Source organism: Hyphococcus luteus, assembly GCF_002943565.1.
Classification (GTDB): domain Bacteria; phylum Pseudomonadota; class Alphaproteobacteria; order Caulobacterales; family Parvularculaceae; genus Hyphococcus; species Hyphococcus luteus.
In genome coordinates, this window is sequence record NZ_PJCH01000005.1 from 1,161,968 (window position 1) to 1,178,651 (window position 16,684).

At 62.1% G+C, this 16,684-nt stretch carries 20 protein-coding genes and 1 pseudogene; 4 read left to right on the forward strand and 17 right to left on the reverse strand.

The annotated features are described in order from the left end of the window. Nucleotides 1-2: 2 nt before the first annotated feature. The 11 genes and pseudogenes from CW354_RS10550 to CW354_RS10595 all read right to left on the reverse strand — a co-directional run bounded on the left by CW354_RS10550 (nucleotide 3) and on the right by CW354_RS10595 (nucleotide 8,399). Nucleotides 3-2,012: a conjugal transfer protein TraG gene (locus CW354_RS10550; RefSeq protein WP_104829942.1), complete on the reverse strand. Its 2,010-nt coding sequence runs from the start codon at nucleotides 2,010-2,012 to the stop codon at nucleotides 3-5. A 23-nt stretch (nucleotides 2,013-2,035) separates the two neighbouring features. Beyond that, complete coding sequence (locus tag CW354_RS10555; RefSeq protein ID WP_104829943.1) at nucleotides 2,036-3,793, reverse strand: relaxase/mobilization nuclease domain-containing protein; 1,758 nt, start codon at nucleotides 3,791-3,793, stop codon at nucleotides 2,036-2,038. 247 nt (nucleotides 3,794-4,040) lie between these two features. Then, complete coding sequence (locus CW354_RS10560) at nucleotides 4,041-4,727, reverse strand: lytic transglycosylase domain-containing protein (RefSeq protein WP_104829944.1); 687 nt, start codon at nucleotides 4,725-4,727, stop codon at nucleotides 4,041-4,043. Nucleotides 4,728-4,749: 22 nt separating this feature from the next. Continuing rightward, the gene (locus CW354_RS10565) at nucleotides 4,750-5,097 is read right to left on the reverse strand and encodes a DUF736 domain-containing protein (protein WP_104829945.1); all 348 of its coding nucleotides are present in this window, start codon (nucleotides 5,095-5,097) and stop codon (nucleotides 4,750-4,752) included. Between the two features lie 13 nt (nucleotides 5,098-5,110). After that, nucleotides 5,111-5,689, reverse strand: coding sequence for a S26 family signal peptidase (locus tag CW354_RS10570; protein WP_104829946.1), 579 nt, complete (start codon nucleotides 5,687-5,689; stop codon nucleotides 5,111-5,113). After that, nucleotides 5,686-6,192 (reverse strand): DUF2840 domain-containing protein, encoded by a 507-nt coding sequence (locus tag CW354_RS10575; protein WP_104829947.1) that lies wholly within the window; start codon nucleotides 6,190-6,192, stop codon nucleotides 5,686-5,688. Before CW354_RS10575 ends, CW354_RS10570 begins: the two co-directional genes overlap by 4 nt. After that, nucleotides 6,189-6,473 carry a helix-turn-helix transcriptional regulator gene (locus tag CW354_RS10580; protein WP_104829948.1) on the reverse strand — a complete coding sequence of 95 codons (285 nt, stop codon included), beginning with the start codon at nucleotides 6,471-6,473 and terminating at the stop codon, nucleotides 6,189-6,191. The genes CW354_RS10575 and CW354_RS10580 overlap by 4 nt, the downstream gene beginning before the upstream one ends. 220 nt (nucleotides 6,474-6,693) lie before the next feature. After that, entirely contained in the window at nucleotides 6,694-7,224 is a 531-nt protein-coding gene (locus CW354_RS10585; protein WP_104829949.1) for a hypothetical protein, read from the reverse strand. A 59-nt stretch (nucleotides 7,225-7,283) separates the two neighbouring features. Next, nucleotides 7,284-7,763: a DUF2285 domain-containing protein gene (locus CW354_RS10590; RefSeq protein ID WP_165793639.1), complete on the reverse strand. Its 480-nt coding sequence runs from the start codon at nucleotides 7,761-7,763 to the stop codon at nucleotides 7,284-7,286. A 76-nt stretch (nucleotides 7,764-7,839) separates the two neighbouring features. Next, a pseudogene (locus CW354_RS24050) lies at nucleotides 7,840-8,112 on the reverse strand (transcriptional regulator domain-containing protein); the annotation flags it as partial. 11 nt (nucleotides 8,113-8,123) lie between these two features. Continuing rightward, entirely contained in the window at nucleotides 8,124-8,399 is a 276-nt protein-coding gene (locus CW354_RS10595) for a DNA -binding domain-containing protein (protein WP_104829951.1), read from the reverse strand. Nucleotides 8,400-8,572: 173 nt separating this feature from the next. Between CW354_RS10595 and CW354_RS10600 the strand changes: the two genes are divergently transcribed. After that, nucleotides 8,573-8,800, forward strand: a complete 228-nt coding sequence (locus tag CW354_RS10600; RefSeq protein ID WP_104829952.1) for a helix-turn-helix domain-containing protein — start codon at nucleotides 8,573-8,575, stop codon at nucleotides 8,798-8,800. Nucleotides 8,801-8,844: 44 nt separating this feature from the next. On the opposite strand, the gene CW354_RS10605 is transcribed toward CW354_RS10600, so the two are convergent. Next, nucleotides 8,845-9,177, reverse strand: a complete 333-nt coding sequence (locus CW354_RS10605; RefSeq protein WP_104829953.1) for a DUF736 domain-containing protein — start codon at nucleotides 9,175-9,177, stop codon at nucleotides 8,845-8,847. Between the two features lie 540 nt (nucleotides 9,178-9,717). Beyond that, nucleotides 9,718-10,500, reverse strand: a complete 783-nt coding sequence (locus CW354_RS10615) for a helix-turn-helix domain-containing protein (RefSeq protein ID WP_133162271.1) — start codon at nucleotides 10,498-10,500, stop codon at nucleotides 9,718-9,720. A 138-nt stretch (nucleotides 10,501-10,638) separates the two neighbouring features. On the opposite strand from CW354_RS10615, the gene CW354_RS10620 reads away from it, so the two are divergent. Next, nucleotides 10,639-11,538 (forward strand): NAD(P)-dependent oxidoreductase, encoded by a 900-nt coding sequence (locus CW354_RS10620; protein ID WP_104829956.1) that lies wholly within the window; start codon nucleotides 10,639-10,641, stop codon nucleotides 11,536-11,538. After that, a complete protein-coding gene (locus CW354_RS10625; RefSeq protein WP_104829957.1) occupies nucleotides 11,535-11,915 on the forward strand; it encodes an EthD domain-containing protein in 381 nt (126 codons plus the stop codon). Before CW354_RS10620 ends, CW354_RS10625 begins: the two co-directional genes overlap by 4 nt. Before the next feature lie 129 nt (nucleotides 11,916-12,044). On the opposite strand, the gene CW354_RS10630 is transcribed toward CW354_RS10625, so the two are convergent. Then, nucleotides 12,045-12,983, reverse strand: a complete 939-nt coding sequence (locus tag CW354_RS10630; RefSeq protein ID WP_104829958.1) for a DUF2493 domain-containing protein — start codon at nucleotides 12,981-12,983, stop codon at nucleotides 12,045-12,047. Between the two features lie 477 nt (nucleotides 12,984-13,460). Here CW354_RS10630 and CW354_RS10635 point away from each other — a divergent pair, with 477 nt between their 5' ends. Then, entirely contained in the window at nucleotides 13,461-13,826 is a 366-nt protein-coding gene (locus CW354_RS10635; RefSeq protein ID WP_104829959.1) for a hypothetical protein, read from the forward strand. Nucleotides 13,827-13,926: 100 nt separating this feature from the next. Here CW354_RS10635 and CW354_RS10640 read toward each other — a convergent pair whose 3' ends face one another. From CW354_RS10640 to CW354_RS10650, 3 genes are all read right to left on the reverse strand, one after another. Beyond that, entirely contained in the window at nucleotides 13,927-14,958 is a 1,032-nt protein-coding gene (locus CW354_RS10640; RefSeq protein WP_104829960.1) for a DUF7146 domain-containing protein, read from the reverse strand. Beyond that, on the reverse strand, nucleotides 14,955-15,221 hold the full coding sequence (locus CW354_RS10645) for a hypothetical protein (protein ID WP_104829961.1): 267 nt from the start codon (nucleotides 15,219-15,221) through the stop codon (nucleotides 14,955-14,957). Before CW354_RS10645 ends, CW354_RS10640 begins: the two co-directional genes overlap by 4 nt. Before the next feature lie 125 nt (nucleotides 15,222-15,346). Continuing rightward, nucleotides 15,347-16,543 carry a DUF932 domain-containing protein gene (locus tag CW354_RS10650; RefSeq protein ID WP_104829962.1) on the reverse strand — a complete coding sequence of 399 codons (1,197 nt, stop codon included), beginning with the start codon at nucleotides 16,541-16,543 and terminating at the stop codon, nucleotides 15,347-15,349. Nucleotides 16,544-16,684: the final 141 nt, after the last annotated feature.

The following is a 16,684-nucleotide window of genomic DNA, read 5'->3' on the forward strand; positions in this document are numbered from 1 at the left end:
CCTCAAAGATCGATGCCGTCATCGGGATCAAGCGAGGCCTGCCGGGCGATGCTGCGGAATCGGCCCTGCATCTGGCGAGCGCGCTGCGCGTCGTCATCCGGCTCGTCATCGAGGCTCGCGAACTCCTCACGTGCCGACTGTGCCGGTTCCGGCGCGATATCTTCATGCTCGGGCAATTCAGGCTCGCGGCGAATTCCCCCATCGGCGTCTTCGCCTGCTTCGCCGGACTTCTTCTTCCGGGGTTTGGGCGCCGCGATGGGCGCTCGGCCGCTCCAATCGTCCGTCGTCGTTGGGTTCGGTGGTGTTGCTTCAGCAATCAGGTCGGGCGCTGAGAGGATGCGTGTCTTGAGCTGCGGATCGGCATAGTAGCGCGCCTTCTTTCCCCGGATCGGCGGTGCGCCGGAGACGAGTACGATTTCATCATCCGGCGGCAATTGCATGATCTCGCCGGGCGTCATTAGGGGCCGCGCGGTCTCCTGCCGGGAGACCATGAGATGGCCGAGCCAGGGTGACAATCTGTGTCCGGCATAGTTCTTCATCGCCCGCATCTCGGTCGCAGTGCCGAGCGCGTCGGACACGCGCTTGGCAGTGCGTTCGTCATTCGTCGCGAAGCTCACCCGGACATGACAGTTGTCGAGGATGGCGTTGTTCTGGCCGTAAGCCTTCTCGATCTGATTGAGGGATTGCGCGATCAGGAAGGCTTTCAGACCATAGCCCGCCATGAAGGCGAGCTGGCTCTCGAAGAAATCGAGACGCCCGAGCGCCGGAAACTCGTCGAGCATGAGCAACAGGCGATGGCGCTTGCGGTTGGCGTTCAACTCTTCTGTCAGCCTGCGCCCGATCTGGTTGAGCACGAGCCGGACGAGCGGCTTGGTGCGGCTGATGTCGGAGGGCGGCACGACGAGATAGAGCGTGGTCGGCCGCGCGCCTGAGACCAGATCCTTGATCCGCCAGTCGCAGCGGCTCGTGACCCTGGCGACGACGGGATCGCGATAGAGGCCCAGAAAACTCATCGCCGTGGACAGGACGCCAGAGCGTTCGTTCTCCGACTTGTTCAGGAGCTCGCGCGCCGCCTGCGCCACGACGGGGTGCGGCCGGTCGCCCAGATGCGGTGTGCGCATCATCGCCGCGAGCGTCGCCTCGATCGGCCGGCCCGGATCAGAGAGGAAGGCGGCGACGCCGGCGAGCGTTTTGTCGGCCTCGGCGTAGAGCACATGCAGGATCGCGCCGACGAGCAGAGAATGGCTGGTCGTCTCCCAATGGTTCCGGCGTTCGAGCAGGCCTTCGGGATCGACAAGGATGTCGGCGACGTTCTGGACGTCTCGCACTTCGCTGTCGCCGCGCCGGACTTCGAGCAGTGGATTGTAAGCCGCGCTCTTCGTGTCGGTCGGATCGAACAGGATGGTGCGGGTGAACCGCGCCCGCCATCCGGCCGTGAGCTGCCAGTTCTCGCCCTTGATATCATGGACGATGGCCGAGCCCGGCCAGGTCAGGAGACTCGGCACGACGAGGCCGACGCCCTTACCGCTGCGGGTTGGGGCGAAGCAGAGCACATGCTCCGGCCCGTCGTGCCGGAGGTAGTGATTTTCGAAGCGGCCAAGCACGACGCCGTCCGCAGCGAGCAGTCCGGAGGACTCAACGTCCTTCCGCTCCGCCCATCGAGCTGAACCATAGGTCGTCACGTCGCGCGCCTCGCGAGCCCGGAGGACAGAGAGGAAAATCGCGACACCGATCGCGGCGATCCCGCCGCTGCCGGCAATGATCGCGCCTTCGACGAACACACGCGGCGCATAGGCGTCGTAGAAATACCACCAGACGAAGAAGCTCCAGGGCGGATAGATCGGCCATCCGAGAATGTCCGTCGCCGGCGCGCCGAGCTGAGGCTGGAAGCCGAGCCGCCATGCGGTCCACTGTGTCGCGGCCCAGATGAAACCGACCACAACGAGCGAGACAATGATGATCTGGCCCCAGAGGATCTTGGTGGCCTGTGTTGTCTGCGTCTTGATCGGCATGTTTTTTCCTTCCGGGGCAATGCTCAGATGCCGAGCCCACGCTTGCGGCCAAGGCTCCAGTCGATCCCGCCACCGGGCGTCATCGTTCCCGTTACGGTTTGGCTGAGGTGACGTTCGAGCTGGGGCTTCCACGGGACGAGTTCGAAGCCGAGACCGTCATCGACGATGGCGAAGCGACCCGAGGCGAGATCGAGCCGCCGGCGATAGGTGCCGGAGATGCGGTCACCATCGGCAGGCTTGCGGCGAGGCAAGCCGGTCTCGGCTTCGATAGCCGCCGCCGCCGTGTCGAGGTCTCGGTCGCGCAACGTCTTCAGGAGATTGCGGGCGAAGGTGACGCGCCGACCATTTCTGGTCGCGAGCCCTTCTGCGACAAGATGATCGGCGCGCCGGTCGAGCGCTTCGCTAACTTCAGCGCCGAAGCCGCCCTTGCTGAGCGGCGCTTTGGTCCGGGCGAGTTGCAGCCGGTCGAGCCAGGTCGCGCCATCCGCGCCGATCTGGGTTTCGAGATTGAGGTCGGAGCGGCCGACGAGGGCCAAACGCTGACGGCCGCCATCGTTCGAGCGCCAGGCCCGCGTTTCGACAATGCCGCCTTCGGGCGTGTCGCCCGTGGCGTCGAGATCGTTGAAGCGCAGATGATGGACGCGGCCGTCCACCGCGTCGATCACGGCATAGGCTTCACCGCTCAGCTCGTCATGGAGGCCACGTTCGACGAGTCTTCCCAGCACCGGGGCGTGAGGCGTGTCTTCAATGGCGAAGTCCGCTTGCGCGCGATCAGGTCCGCCCGCCATGGCGCGATGCATGGTCTTGATGATGTCGCCCCGGATGGAAAGTTCGCGCAACGTCTGTTGGGCGCCGGGCTTCAGCGACCACACGGCGGGGGCGAGCTTGTCGGCGAGGCCGAGCCGTTCGAGCGTCTGCGCGCGGCCGATCAGCAATTTGCGTAGTTCTGGATCGCGCGGCTCCGGCGAGCCGGGACGCAGATCAGCAACCCCGGCGCCGTCATCGGCGAGCCCCTGGAGCGCGCGGTCAAGACCCGTCCAGCGTTCGGCTTTCACCTCCGCCTGAAGCCCGGATGCGATCTCCTGCTCGGTGCGCGGCCCGAGCTGCAGTTCGACCAATTGCTCGGCGCGGCTGCGGAACCCTCGGCTGATATAGTCGCGGGCGATGACGAGGTCCTTGCCGTCATCGGCTCGGCCCCGCACGAGAACATGGATGTGCGGATTGTCGGTGTTCCAATGATCGACGCCGATCCAGTCAAGCTTCGTGCCGAGATCGCGCTCAGCCTGGCTCAACAGGTCGCGTGTGTAGGCGCGCAGGTCTTCGAGGCGGTCGGCGTCTTCAGGCGAGACGATGAAGCGGAAATGATGCCGGTCCTCTTCGCAGCGTTCGGCGAAGGCGCGATCATCGACGCTGTCCGCTTCGGCGTTGAACATGCCCGCATCACGCCCGTCGCGGGTCACACCCTCACGCTTGAGATAGGCGATGTGTTTGGCGAGCGGGGCGGAACGGAAACGTGCGCCACGATGACGGACGACGCGCGCCTTGATGACGACGCGCCGCTGGGTGCGTGACAGTCCGCGCGCTGCGCCGGCGAAGCGGCCCCGGCCGAATTGCGATCCGCGCCCGCGTCCCTTCGAACCGCCCAGCTTGTATCCGGTGTGTCCGGCCTTGCGGGCCGCGCCCATGACCTGGCCGACGAAGCTTTGCGCCTTGCGGACGTTTGTCCCCTTGTTGCGGATGCGGCCGGGCCGGATGCGCATGTCATTGTCGCGGTCGCTCATGACAAAGCGCCCGCTTGAAAGCACGCGGCACGGTAAAATCCGCATAAAAACAGTGGGTTGGGCGGTGAGATGGCACTGTGCCTATGATCGCGGCGGGCGAAATACCCAACAACAACAACGGCATAGCGGGCATCGGTGCCGCGCCTTTTATCTCGCCCTCCCGTTGTTGTTGCGCCTTCCGTCCCCGTCCTGCCTCCCGGAAACCCGCCATCGCGCGACGGACTGCGCGAGAGTGCGATCAGCGCGGTCATCGCTGATCCCCGGTTCCGTGTGGCGGGAAAAGGCTGTCAGAGGAGCCTGATGTGTGCGGTGGATAAACGTCGGCGCCGCTGCCTGGGTGCGTTTCGTCAGCAACCGATTGTCCATCATTATGCGCGGTGAAGAGTGGCGCCGCGCGCCAATCCACGGTCAGAAGCGCACTCTGTTCATGCCGTTCCGCTGCAACCGATGCGCCGATGAGCGGCGCCAGCGCCGCAACATAATCGCGGGTTTCTCGGGGCAACGGTCGGCCTGTAGCTAGATGCTCGACATAGCGTGTCGGTCCCGCATTGTAGGCGGCGAGGAAGCCCGGCGATCCGAAGCGGTCATGCAGTTCACGGAGATAAGCGGCGCCCGCCAGAATGTTGTCGCGAGGATCGAACGGATCGCGCCCCAGACCGTAACGCGCGCGCAGCTCATCCCATGTGCGGGGCATGATCTGCATCAGTCCCATCGCGCCTTTCTCAGGACTCACGGCGCGCACGTCTCCGGCGCTTTCCTTGCGCATGACAGCGAGGATCCAATGCGCCGGGACGCCGAAGCGCTGCGCAGCCTCGGCGATATAGGCAGCATAGGAATTCCCGCCGTGTTCCGTCCTGGAGGACGCCGTTTCTGCTGATACGGCGTGAGAGACAACCGCGCAGGAGAGCAGACCGCAGAGGAGGAACTTCGCCATAATCGCGCAGCGCCGAGACGGTCTAGCCGCGCTCATCGCGTTTCTCGGCGCGCTTTGCGGGGCGATTCCAAAGGAGCGCCCAATGTCCGTCCTCGGCGTCGGTCTTGAAAAGATTGGCGCGGATCGGAAACGCAAAGGTCGGGTCGTCGATCTGCAAAGAGATGTATTCGCCGGCTTTCTCGCCGGTGCGTTTCCAGCCGGCGCCGATTTCCGGTCCGTCTTCATCGCCGTGATGGATGCGATAGTCGGGTGCGTTTTCGCTGTCTGACGGCGTTGCAGGAACGAGCGTGAGTTCTCGGTAGAGAATGAGCGTGTGAAGGCGTCCGGTGAAGCCAGATTCCGTGCAGGTGAATTGACCGATCTGAGCCATGGGGCAGTTCCTTTCATTTGCGGTCGGAAGAATTTTCGGGAGCGTCGGCGTCGTTATCGGCGCGCCAGACATACCGGCCGTCTCCGTCTTCATCGGTGAGGATCGGAACGGCGCGCCCGATCACGGCGTCCGCCGGGAGTGCGCCGAAATAGCGACCATCGAGACTGTCGGGATGGCTGGGATTCAGGAGGAAGAGCTCTGTGCTGGCGACGATGTGGCAGCCCCGCCAAACGGGCAGGTCGCGTCCGAAGCGGTCGCTCGGCCTAGCCTGCGCCAGGGAGATGTCGTCGACAGTGACGGCGGCGCCATTGCGGCAGACACGCTGTCCTGGAAGCGCAGCGATATGCTTGAGGAGCGGCACGCCTTCGGGCAGGTAGCCACGCTCGTCGAGATAGATCGCAAGCGACTTCGGCGGATCGACGACGACCAGATCGCCTACGGCAAGATCGTCGTCCGACGCGACGGCGTAGAGTCCAATGGGCGCGCTCGCGGACGCGTTCCAGATCAGCTTTGGGCTCACATGGACGAAGGCCAGTCCGCCGATCGCGAGCACGGAGAAATAGGTCGTCATGACGTATCCGAACCGGGTCATGACGCGCTCCCCGCCGATGTGGCGTGCACTGTCTTTGGAGCGGGCGGACAGGTTTGGCGCAGGAGCCAGGCGCGATGTTGAACAGCTGTGTAGCCGCGCGGCTCCAGGCCTGCAGACAGCCTGTTGTGAACGTGGCGCCAATAGTCCGGCGCGGCGTCAGCCGGGTCGATGCCGAGCGCTTCGATCACATCGGCGAACTGAAGAACCCGTTCGACCCTAGGCCAGCCGGACTGGCGCAGCAGACTTTCGCCGCCGGGCATCACATGCGGCACGGTCGCATAGGGCTCACCGGCTCGGCGCGCGCGCAGGATGTCGATCCGGCTTTCCGTCGTTCCGAAGTCATTCGCCTGCCAGCGGACGAAGGCGAAGACGGCGTCGGGGTCGAAGCTGACGATGCTGCGGGCGCGACTCTGGATTGTTGTTTGGACGATCCGGCCGAAGCGAATCCAGTACTCGACCTGCTTCTCGATCCAGACGAGCTCGACAGTGGCGCCGCCGCTCATGAGCCGGCCTTCCGTGCATAGGCGGGTGAGATCGCTGCATGACGCTTGGCGGGCAGAACTTCATCGCCGGTGTCGTCCGAGGTCGAGTTCTTCTCTCCCCGGCTAACCCAGGCTTGCAAATCCTCGATCGCGTAGACGACACGCCCGCCGATTTTCGAGTAGCGCGGCCCCGTGCCGTAGGTGCGGTGTTTTTCAAGCGTCCGCCCCGAAAGGCCGAGAAAACGGGCCGCTTCAGGCGTTCTCAAATAGCGAGGAGGAAGTCCGGCATTGGGATCGGGCATGGGTCGCGTCTCCGGTTAGGCCATCCCGCTGCGGGAAGCGCGGGACCGTCGGAGACGAGAAAAGCGTAAGATGCGCGCCGGGAGGGATGACGATCAGAGCGCGGCGAAAACGTCACCCCATACCGTCATCAGCACATGCACATTCCCGACGCGGTTGGGTGGTGTTCCAAAGGACGGAGATCGGTCGTGCGAGATGTCAGACTGACGTGTATTCTAGAGATCAGCTTGGTCTGTAGACGTGACGAAGCTGCACACAGACGAAATTCAGATCAACAGCGAGCTTTGCGAGCTCGCCCATGATCTCGTCGCACCGTGCCTGCGAGAGATCTTCCTGCGTGAAATCTACATCGTATCCCCGACGACGGACGTCAGACCGCATGATGGGCTGTCCGATTGCCAAGAAATCGAACAAGAACTGTGAGTGGAGGATGCCGTTTCGCCGCTTGCGCTCTGTATGTAAACGATTGACCACTTGCTCGAAGTGTTCATACCAGCCGTCAATCTGAATGCGATCGAAGGGTTCGTCAGCCTGCACTAGGTCGCGGAACGCATTGACCTTGTCGACATTCCTGAGCCCAGCGAGCCAATGGTGGGTTTCGTTCCATTTGTCATGGCCGCGCGCGAGCAGAAAAATTTGATCGATCTGCCCTTCCAGCCATTGAAACGAGATTACGTATTGCCCCACAAAACTATAGAAACGCTCTGCTTCGGCGATTGCGGCAGGATCATCTTCCCAACGGTTTCTGGTCATGTTTTCCCTCTCTACGACTGCCGCAGGGAAAAGATAGCAATCTTTGCGGGGTCTGATGACTACTTGCCGCGCAACAGATTTCTATACCCCTGATCAATCATCATGCGACCGTAGGCGGCAAGTCTTGCGATTTGTGCTTTGAGTGAGCTGGTCTTCCACGGTTCTGCGGCGACGCGGTCGGTGCCGAAAAAGGCCGTCGCGACTGCGCGATAGGTTGCGCCGCTTTGGCGTCCGTCGATGGTTCGCAAGGCGCGTTTCAGGCGGTCGCGTCGCTGCCGTGTGATTGGCGGATCGGCATCGCGGTCGATGATTTGGTGATACAGTTGATCAGCTGCAGCGAGCCTAGTGGGCCAGTCGGCATCGAATGGCAGCAGGAGGCCAACGGGCCGATCACCGACCTGATCGCCGACAAGATTGACGCCTTCCTTCAGCCGAACCCATGACAGTCCCTCGGCGTCGATCTTGCGGTCCGCGATGCTCTCGGGAGGTATGGATGCGGTCAGGCCGATGTCCGGCAGAACGGCGATGAGTTGGACCACGGCAGGCGCTGCGGATGGGAGCCAGTAGATCGGTGCGTTGAGCGCATTGAGCTTTGGATCTGCAAGGAAATCGCAACCCCCAGTCGGCTGGAGCGCTGCCGCCCTCCCGCATCAGGTCATAGTCCTTGCGATAGTGCAGGTTTCGTCGAAGGCATTCCCAGGCCAGTCCGGATATGCCGAGATCATCGAAATGATCGTACTGGTGATCGTCGCGCCAGTCGGTCGGCATGGCGAACTCCTCCCAATCACGCGCCGAAATGTGGAGCGGCGTCAGTTGTTTGGGATGTTTCGAAATAAATCTGCGGTTGCATAGTATGGCCGCAGGCATCGTGTGATGCGTTGGACGCATCAGAGCACTCTTCAACCCGTGGGAAGGCCGTTTTTCAGCAGGTCTCGATAACCTTGCTCGGTCATCCAGCGAGCGCGTGACAGGTGACTGTCATGGACACGGCGGGCGCGTTCCGGTTCCTCATCCGCATCAATGCCGAGCAGAAGCGACGACACTTCTTCCAGCGATGCTCCCGCGTCATTCGCGTCGAGAAGCCGCATGTAAAGCGCGAAGTGATCACGGTCATAGACGGTCACGGCCGCGTCGTTCGGTGGAGCGTCAGCGATCATGATCTGGGTGGCGGGCATCGGTGTCCTTACGGGGCTGGCGCTCTTATTTAATGAACCGGAAACCATAATCGACGCAAGCGCCGGTCGGTTGAAAATTCCAGATCCGTCTGCGGCAGAGCTGGCGGGCCCGCCTCAGTTCCGCGTATTATAGTACGTCGCATTAAAATACGCGATCCGCATGTTACTGGCGGATGGATATTCGGGAAGTATTTGGCGCGAACCTACAGTTTTTTCGGGAAAAAGCTGGCCTCAGCCAAGCTGCTTTGGCGGACAAGATGGGCGTCGATCGCGCGCATATTAGCGCGATGGAGCGGGGTCAGCAGAACGTCACTATCATCACGCTCTGGCACGTGGCCGAGGCCCTTAACGTCAAACCGGCGGCGCTTCTGGACGATCAGCGAAAGAGCCGAAAGGCATGATGGCTGCCCCTCCCGGCTAGTCCGGGAGGGGCTACCGGGGGGCGTCAATCGCCGTTCTGGCGACGTGACCGCGACCAGATGAGGCTGTAGCTCTCTTCGCCTTCGATGACCGTGTCGTCGAAAAGGTTGGCGTAGATCGGGGCGGTGAAGCTCGGATCGTCGAGCTTGAGGCTCAGATAGTCGCGACCCTCGTTCGAGCGCTTGGACCAGGCGGCGCCGATCTCGGCGCGGCCGACAAAGACGCGGTGGCTGGGGGCGTTGTCATTCGCATGATCCTCTTCCGGGATGATCCTTACATTTTTCGCCTGAACGCTGAGGGTGACGATCTCGCCGACGTACTCGTTGGCAGACTTCTTGAAGGTTCCGATGGTGGCCATGTCAGTTCTCCTTTTGGCTTTCGAGCCCGCGCCCGTCGCGGCCTCGATGGCGATCGACAAGGCCGGGGCGACCGCCGACGCAGTCCGGAGGACCCGCAGCGCATGCGAAGGACGGCGGAGACGGAGTTTCTTGGTCCGCGAGGAATGGGCGCAGCCCAGGGGAAGAAAGTCCGTCTCCGCCGTTGCGGCCTAGGCGGTCGAGGCGTCAGCCGATCCCGGCCAGATCAGTCCATGAGAGGCCGTGTCGGGCGTGGGTGATGAGCAAAGGACAATGCTGGCCGCTACAGGTAACGTCCGAGAGGTGCCTGCATAGACTTGAGACGATGAGACTTTGAAATCGGTTCGAACGGAATGCCGACTTTGCAATGGGCAGGACTAGAGTACAGCGGGCGATAGGGCACAGATCCGTCTTTCCCGTTAGCGCAGAAATCTGGCTACAACTGCAAGGGGAACCAAGTTTTGATCAACCAGCTTAGTGACACCAATGCGTCGAGTGTAACTCGATCAGCGGTTTGAGCTGTTGGGCATGCAGTTTTTCGCCTATACAGATACTGCATGAAATGTGTCGAAACGAATGCCGTTTAGCACCGCTTCGTAGGGGGCGCCTAATGAGATAAGAATTGAATCGAAGCTTCGCCTGCCTCCCCCGAAATCGAAAATGTAGCGTGTCGAATAGATGTCCCCCTTCCGGGGATTGGCCCACCGTTCGGGAAAACCAGGCATCAAGGCCACGCGGTCCAGCACCGCTTGAAATGCTGGATTGTCCATGGCCATGCCGATTTCGTGGTGTACATGGCATACGGTCGCGTCGGCGACGTCTTCCCAATTCGTCAAGCGCTCGCGCAAGATGCCGGGTGTGAATATGAGTTCAAGCACATTTACGTAGCTATCTCCTGCGAGCAGGTCCCGGCCCGTGGCTTGGGAAAGCAGCATTCGTGCTGCTTCATTCGCATCGATAATGTCCCATATTTGATCCTTGACCAGCAGAGGGACGTCCTGATGCGCCCGCTTGACCTGATCGATCACCTGGCGAATGCGGCCACGGTCTTCCGGACGTGAAGGACCGGCGTCGGGGCGCGGCCTGAAACTCGCAGCAAGGCGCAACGTGTTGCGTTCCGAAAGCGGAACGTCGAGCACCTCTGAAATGGCATGCAGCATGGTTTCACTCGGTCGCGCCTTGTCGCTTTCCAGGAAACTCAGATGTCGGGCAGAGGCGCCGAGCTCCAGCGCGAGGTCAAGCTGGCTCATCTGCGCCACGGCTCGCCAATGACGCAGCAGCCCTCCCAGCGTCATGGATAACCGATTTTTCTTTCTACTGTCCAATGCAGTGTTCCCTCTGGAGCCTCCACTCACCTTCGACACTCTAACACAGCTGTATAATGCGCCATTACCTGAAAGGTTATCGCGACGGGCCCATCAACTGGGCGAGAATGCATTTTGTGCAGCGAGGGAGCGAGCAAAATGCAGGAAAAGGCGGTTTCATCCGTAGCGCTCATCGGAACCGGCGCCATGGGAAGCCGAATGGCGACGCGGCTTCTCCAGGCAGGGTTTTCCCTTACAGTCTGGAACAGGACGGCGGCGCGAGCAGAACCACTCGTCGCGTTGGGTGCGCGGCTCGCGTCATCTCCTAGTGAAGCCGCGCAGCAAGCGGCATTTGTACTGGTCATGGTTGAAGGTGACGAGGCCTCGCATGCCGTATGGTCGGGGCCGGATGGAATAGGTGCTGGGCTTTCAGCCGAGACCATTGCAGTTGAGTGCAGTACGCTTTCGGTCGGACGCATAGAAGCGTTGGCTGAAGAAGTAGCGCGCAAAAGCTGGCGGTTTGTCGAGGCTCCTGTATCCGGCTCCTTGCCGCAAGCAGAAGCCGGCATGCTTGCGTTCTTCGCTGGCGGTGACTTCTATGACGTTAACGAAGTCACCCCGTTGTTGCGGTCTATAGGACGCGTCGTACACCATGTTGGAACGCCACCAGTGGCGACCAAAGTTAAGCTGGCCGTAAACGGCATGCTTGCCTGCCAGGTCGCTTCGACGGCCGAGACACTTGGTTTTTTTGCTCGAGCAGGTCTCCCTCTCCACACGATCAGAGCATTGTTGGAGGATACGCCGGTGATGAGTCCGATCGTTGCCGCAACAACACGGCAGATCGCGGCTGGCGACTATGCGCCTCTCTTTCCAATCTCCCTTGTCCTCAAGGACCTCGGCTATCTGGCCGCAGTGGCCGAGGCAGCTAACGCTCCATCACCTTTGGCTCAAACTACGCGCAACGTTTTTGAAGAAGCCGACACTTGGCGCTCAGAGAACATTTCCGCCGTCGCAAAGCTCTTCGCAGCATATCTTCCTGAAAGGATCCCCTCGTTATGATCAAGACAATCATGTGTATTCGCCGCAAACCCGGTCTCAATCGGAAAGACTTCGAACATCACTGGAAGAATGTTCACGCCCCGCTTATCACACGCCTGAGGGAGGAGCTGCGAATATTGCGCTATGTCCAGTCCAACGCTAACGAGGAAACTGTGAGCGAGGTTCTCCGCCAACAGCGGAACGGTCCAACCAAGTTCGATGGCATCGGTCAAGCTTGGTTCGCGTCTCTCAACGATCTCGTTGAGGTCGCAAATGATCCTGCTTCGAGAGCAGCTCTTGAAGCCTTGCGGGAGGACGAACTTAACTTCATCGACCTTGAAAACTCACCTATGTTCGTGGTGGAAGAAGAGACCGTATTCGACGCCGTGCAACTGTAAGTTAGCTGAAATAGCGTCCAAACAATCACCTTGCATAGGGAACGCCTCCACCACGAGGCGTTCCAAAGGACATCACAATGCGGCGCGCGCCGGATACTTCCGGCGCGCATCGAGGACGTGGTGTGTGCATCACGCTGCCTGCGCCGTGTTTTTCTTCGGCCTGAAATCGAAGAGCGGGACGCCGAGTTTCTTGGCCTTGTCGGCGAGATTGTCAGTGATCCCGGAGCCTGCAAAGAGGATGAGGCCGATGGGCATCGCCTCAAGAAGTGCGTCGTTGCGCTTGAACGGCGCCGCCTTGCCGTGGCGCTTCCAGTCCGGCTTGAAGACGATCTGCTGGCATTTGCGGTTATCCGCCCAGCAGGCGGCGATCTTCTCGGCGCCTTTGGTCGAGCCGCCATGCAGGAGCACCATGTCGGCGTGCTTGGCCTTCACACGGTCCAGCGCATCCCAGATCGCCCGATGGTCGGTGACGTCCAGTCCGCCGGAGAACGCAACCCGTGGTCCGCTTGGCAGGAGGGGTTCGATCTCCGCGCGCCGCTTCGCCGAGAGATAGTCGCGGCTGTCGATCATGGCCGCGGTCAGCGTGCGGTGACTGATCCGTGATCCAGAGTGCGGTCGCCAGGTCTGACCGATATAGGTTTCGAAGTGATCGGCGGCGATATCGCGCATGAGCTCGTAGGCGTTGCGCCGTTCGATCAGCGTGCCCCCCTGCGCCGTCAGAGCTTCGAGTTCGACCGAGCGAAATTCCGAGCCGTCCTGTTCCCGCTGCGAGCGCTTCTGGGCCTGCTCGTTGTCGTCAAGGTCGCGGTCGACGCGGGCGGCCGTGCGATGAAACAGGTTGGTCATGGACCAGAGCAGGTCTTCGAGATCCGGTTCGAGACGCGTGTCTTCCAGCGTGGCGGCGAGCGCGTCGAAGATGTCGGCGATTGCTCCCTGGAGGGCGTCGGCTTCAGGCAAGGGTCTCGGGTCGGGTTCGTCGGCGAAAGGCCGATAGCCATAAAGCTGCAATTCTTCGAGTACGGCCGCGGTTGCGGAGCTGGCCATTGGTTCGGTGGTCTCGGCGGTCATGGGATCGTCTCCTGTTCGGCGTGAGGCCGCGCCTCTCGCGGCCTTCCCGAGCGACGGGAAAGCGGGGGCTGGCCGGGACTGCACCGCCGGTCACGGCGGCCGGAGCCAGAGGCGGAGGACGGCGGAGGCGGCGCTCTTTTGCTTCGCGATGCAAAGCCGGGCCTCTATGCCCGGCGGCGGAAAAGAGTGTCGCCGCAGCCGTTGCCGGCCCGACCAGTCTCCGCTCCGTCTCGCTCCTCTCGGAAGGCCGAAGGCGACGCTCTCGAATAGGGAGAGATCGTGACGACACGGACGAGGGCGCCAATTGGCCTGCTCAGTCGTCGAGGTGTTGCACCCACCACCGCCATTCAGCGAATGGCCGTACCGATGGCGTGAATTTGCTGCAAGGCGAGAGAGCCAGCATCGTGTCACATGGATTTGCGCGCGGCTTCGCAATACCGTCCCGCCTGTGCGCACAGATGACGAGGAAATCTCAGTATGGATGATGCATTGCTGCTTGCTGCGGCGGTATTGTGTGTGGTTACCGCTTCGGTCCATTCGTACTTCGGTGAAAAGAGGTTGATCGCGCCGGTGATCAATTCAGACCATGGCGTAATGGTCAGGCCTTTAGCCAAACAGGTGATGCGCTTTGCATGGCATTGGACAAGCGCGTTGTGGATATTGGTCGCGGCCTATTTGGCGCTCTCCGCGCAAGGCGAGATATTCCATCGGCCGCTACTTTTTGGAATTGGCTTTTTCCATCTCGCCGCAGGACTTCTTGATGGGCTCCTCACACGCGGCAAACATATTGGCTGGCCGCTGATCACGTTGATGGGGGTGTTGGTGCTGGCGGCTTGCTTGTGATCCGGTCCCGCATATTTCGACCGAACTGTGTCGATTAACATGCGACTGGCGGTTTAGGGCGCGAGTCAGTCGAATTGGCCCCTTTGCCCTTTGTCTCCTTTCAGGAAAGCAACCGCAATAAATCGGGCTCGGCCAGTTGCTGACCCAGATGCGTCCTTAGGTCGTCCCGTCCGAGCTTGCGGAGGTCTTCGTTGAAGTCGCCGCCAAGAGAAAAAAGCCGGATTGTTTCGACACCAACGGCTCCTGCGCGTTCGATCAGATTGGCGGTGGCCACGTCGCCTGCTTCGTCGGCGTCGGCTGCGATGTAAAGACGCTGAAGCCCGGTCGGCAGGATCAGCGCGGCGAGATGATTGGCCGACAACGCGGATACGACGGGCATGTTGGGCAACGCCATGCGCACGGAGAGCGTGCTTTCCAACCCTTCGCCAACGGCGACGATGTCGGTCACGGTTCCTATCCGCACGCCATGGCCGAGCAGATTCCCCATCGCCTTGCGTGATGGATCGAGGGGCGCCTTGCGAGCCGTCGCCGGATCGAGCCATGTGCGGTGAACGCCGGTGAGATTGCCGTTCAAGTCCGTGACCTTGGCGAGCAATGCAGGCCAGGTCTCCGGTGGAGAGTCCTTGAGCTGACCTTCTCGCCAATAGTAGCAGCACGGATGAAATCGCAGCGCTGGCGCGTCGCCAATCCCGGAAAGACCGCGCCGATGGAGATAGCGCTCGGCGAGCGTTCCATCGACCGGTCTTCCCATGGCGAAGAGGCGCCGTGCAGCCTCCGGTGATCCGGTGGGTGCGACCACGCGTTCGCGAGTTGGCGGTTCAGGTCGTGGGAGGCTCAGGAAGATCCTTGCTTCATCAAGCGTCTCGCCGAAGGTGTGAAGTTGCCGGGCGCCGGCGATCAGATCTAGCAGATCGCCATGCTCGCCCGTGGCGGCGTCGGTCCATTTCCCGGCGGCGCCCGGACCGTGGGCTGGTCCCGTCAGGCGAACATACAGACTGCGACCGGGCGTGTTTTCGATGTCGCCGACGATCCAGTATCGGCCCTGCTTGCGGCCGTTGGAGAGGTAGTGGCGACAAACGGCCTCCGCCTCGCGGCCGAGCCGTCGTGCGATTTCGGATGCAGCGCTGTTCATTTGCGCCTCCATGCTGAGAGCAAAAAAGAAGGAGCCCGCCACAGTGGGCGGGCTCCAGGGGCGGCTGCGGGAGCCGTTGGGGGGCTTGGCTCCCGGTCACTCGGCCGCAGTGGCGACAGGAGCGTGCGCCGGGCGATGTCCTCGGCGAGCTCCTCGATCGAGACGCCGGCCTTGACGCGGCGGACATTGGACTGGCTCAGCACCAGCTTGTTGAAGGGGATGTCGCGCGAGGCGCTGAGGGTGATTTTCTGAGACTTGGTCATGTCAGTTCTCCGCGACGGGCTGGCCGAAAGCCTCTCTCTCGACCTCCAAACCCGTCACGAAAAACCCGGCCCGCCTCTTCCTCTTGAGGAAGCGACGGACCGGAAAGGCCGAGCGCTGGCCGCAGCTACGCTGCGCGCTCCAGAAGCTTCTTCGCCTTGCCCTCCATTTCGAGCCGGGCGTCCTGCTGCGGCTTCGACCGGGCGACGGCGGTGATGCCCTGCACGAAGTCGAACACGGACTCGGGCGGCCGGCCTTCCTCGGCCAACACCGTTTCGACGATCCTGGCCGTCTCCGCCTTGGAGAAGCCGCGCTTGCGCAGGAAGTCGGTGCGGTCGTCGTCACTACGCGCGACGATCCGCTCGCGCGCTGCTCGAATGCCTTCGACGAAGGGTCGTGGCGAGGAATCTGCGAAGCGGGTCAGCGCCGGCGCCGCCTCGTGTGCGAAGCGGTTGGCGGCGTATTTGGAATGGCGGATGCTGATTTCCTGGAAGTCCTCAACGCCCCAGAGATTGCGGTTCTGGCAGACGGCGCGCAGATAGAAACTGGCGATGCCGAGCGTCTTCGCGCCGACCTCCGAGTTCCAGCAATAGAAGCCCCGGAAATAGAGATCGGGCGATCCGTCGGGCAGCTTGCCCGCCTCAATCGGGTTCATGTCGTCGACCAGGAAGAGGAAGACGTCTCGGTCGGAGGCGTAGAGCGTGGTCGTGTCCTTGGTGATGTCGACCATCGGGTTGTAGACGCCGCTCGACCAATCGAGCGTGCCGGGCACTTTCCAGCGCGTATCGCCAGTTCCGTTCCCCGCGATCTTCTGCACGGCCGCCACGAGTTCGTGGTCGTAGATGCGGCCATAATCCGGGCCGGTGACGGCGCGCAGTTCCGTGCGCCCGTCTTCGGTTTCCAGCGTCTTGATCTGCTCGGCTCGGTGCGAGGTGAGCCCGTATTGCAGGTTGATGCCCGCAAGCGGCGCCGGGAGCTGGCGCAGATAGGCCGCCGGCGCGCTGACCAGGCTGGCGAGCTGGCCGAAGCTCCAATGGGTCGGCGCGACCGGCGCGTCGGCTTCGGGCAGGATGAGCGCCAGGTTTTCCGGATCGTCGCGATGGGCTTCGACGCGGATCGCCGCGCTCTCGACCGTCCGTGTGCGGCTGCGCTCGGCGCGGCCTTTCACCGATGCATAGAGCTCCGACAGGGACAGATAGCGCTCGTCATCCGGCCGGGAAAACCATTCCGAGGAGACGCGGCCGATCCGCTCTCCGCGCGAGATATCGACATTGTAACCGCCGCTCGCGTCGCGCCGGCCGTCCAGGGTTTCAAAGTTGGTCATGGGTCAATCTCCGTGGGCGGGCCGGCCGGGAGCCTCTCTCTCGACCTCCAAACCCGTCACGGCGAAAGCCGCCGAACTCTCACTCTCTGGGGGCGTTGCGGGGTCTCCCCGCAGAAGGGGTAGGCCGAGACCCGCGCTCGG

Coding starts and splice junctions, on each gene's coding strand:
- CW354_RS10550 (WP_104829942.1), bottom strand. CDS start 2,012: ATGCCGATCAAGACGCAGACAACACAGGCCACCAAGATCCTCTGGGGC.
- CW354_RS10555 (WP_104829943.1), bottom strand. CDS start 3,793: ATGAGCGACCGCGACAATGACATGCGCATCCGGCCCGGCCGCATCCGC.
- CW354_RS10560 (WP_104829944.1), bottom strand. CDS start 4,727: ATGGCGAAGTTCCTCCTCTGCGGTCTGCTCTCCTGCGCGGTTGTCTCT.
- CW354_RS10565 (WP_104829945.1), bottom strand. CDS start 5,097: ATGGCTCAGATCGGTCAATTCACCTGCACGGAATCTGGCTTCACCGGA.
- CW354_RS10570 (WP_104829946.1), bottom strand. CDS start 5,689: ATGACCCGGTTCGGATACGTCATGACGACCTATTTCTCCGTGCTCGCG.
- CW354_RS10575 (WP_104829947.1), bottom strand. CDS start 6,192: ATGAGCGGCGGCGCCACTGTCGAGCTCGTCTGGATCGAGAAGCAGGTC.
- CW354_RS10580 (WP_104829948.1), bottom strand. CDS start 6,473: ATGCCCGATCCCAATGCCGGACTTCCTCCTCGCTATTTGAGAACGCCT.
- CW354_RS10585 (WP_104829949.1), bottom strand. CDS start 7,224: ATGACCAGAAACCGTTGGGAAGATGATCCTGCCGCAATCGCCGAAGCA.
- CW354_RS10595 (WP_104829951.1), bottom strand. CDS start 8,399: ATGCCCGCCACCCAGATCATGATCGCTGACGCTCCACCGAACGACGCG.
- CW354_RS10600 (WP_104829952.1), top strand. CDS start 8,573: ATGGATATTCGGGAAGTATTTGGCGCGAACCTACAGTTTTTTCGGGAA.
- CW354_RS10605 (WP_104829953.1), bottom strand. CDS start 9,177: ATGGCCACCATCGGAACCTTCAAGAAGTCTGCCAACGAGTACGTCGGC.
- CW354_RS10620 (WP_104829956.1), top strand. CDS start 10,639: ATGCAGGAAAAGGCGGTTTCATCCGTAGCGCTCATCGGAACCGGCGCC.
- CW354_RS10625 (WP_104829957.1), top strand. CDS start 11,535: ATGATCAAGACAATCATGTGTATTCGCCGCAAACCCGGTCTCAATCGG.
- CW354_RS10630 (WP_104829958.1), bottom strand. CDS start 12,983: ATGACCGCCGAGACCACCGAACCAATGGCCAGCTCCGCAACCGCGGCC.
- CW354_RS10635 (WP_104829959.1), top strand. CDS start 13,461: ATGGATGATGCATTGCTGCTTGCTGCGGCGGTATTGTGTGTGGTTACC.
- CW354_RS10640 (WP_104829960.1), bottom strand. CDS start 14,958: ATGAACAGCGCTGCATCCGAAATCGCACGACGGCTCGGCCGCGAGGCG.
- CW354_RS10645 (WP_104829961.1), bottom strand. CDS start 15,221: ATGACCAAGTCTCAGAAAATCACCCTCAGCGCCTCGCGCGACATCCCC.
- CW354_RS10650 (WP_104829962.1), bottom strand. CDS start 16,543: ATGACCAACTTTGAAACCCTGGACGGCCGGCGCGACGCGAGCGGCGGT.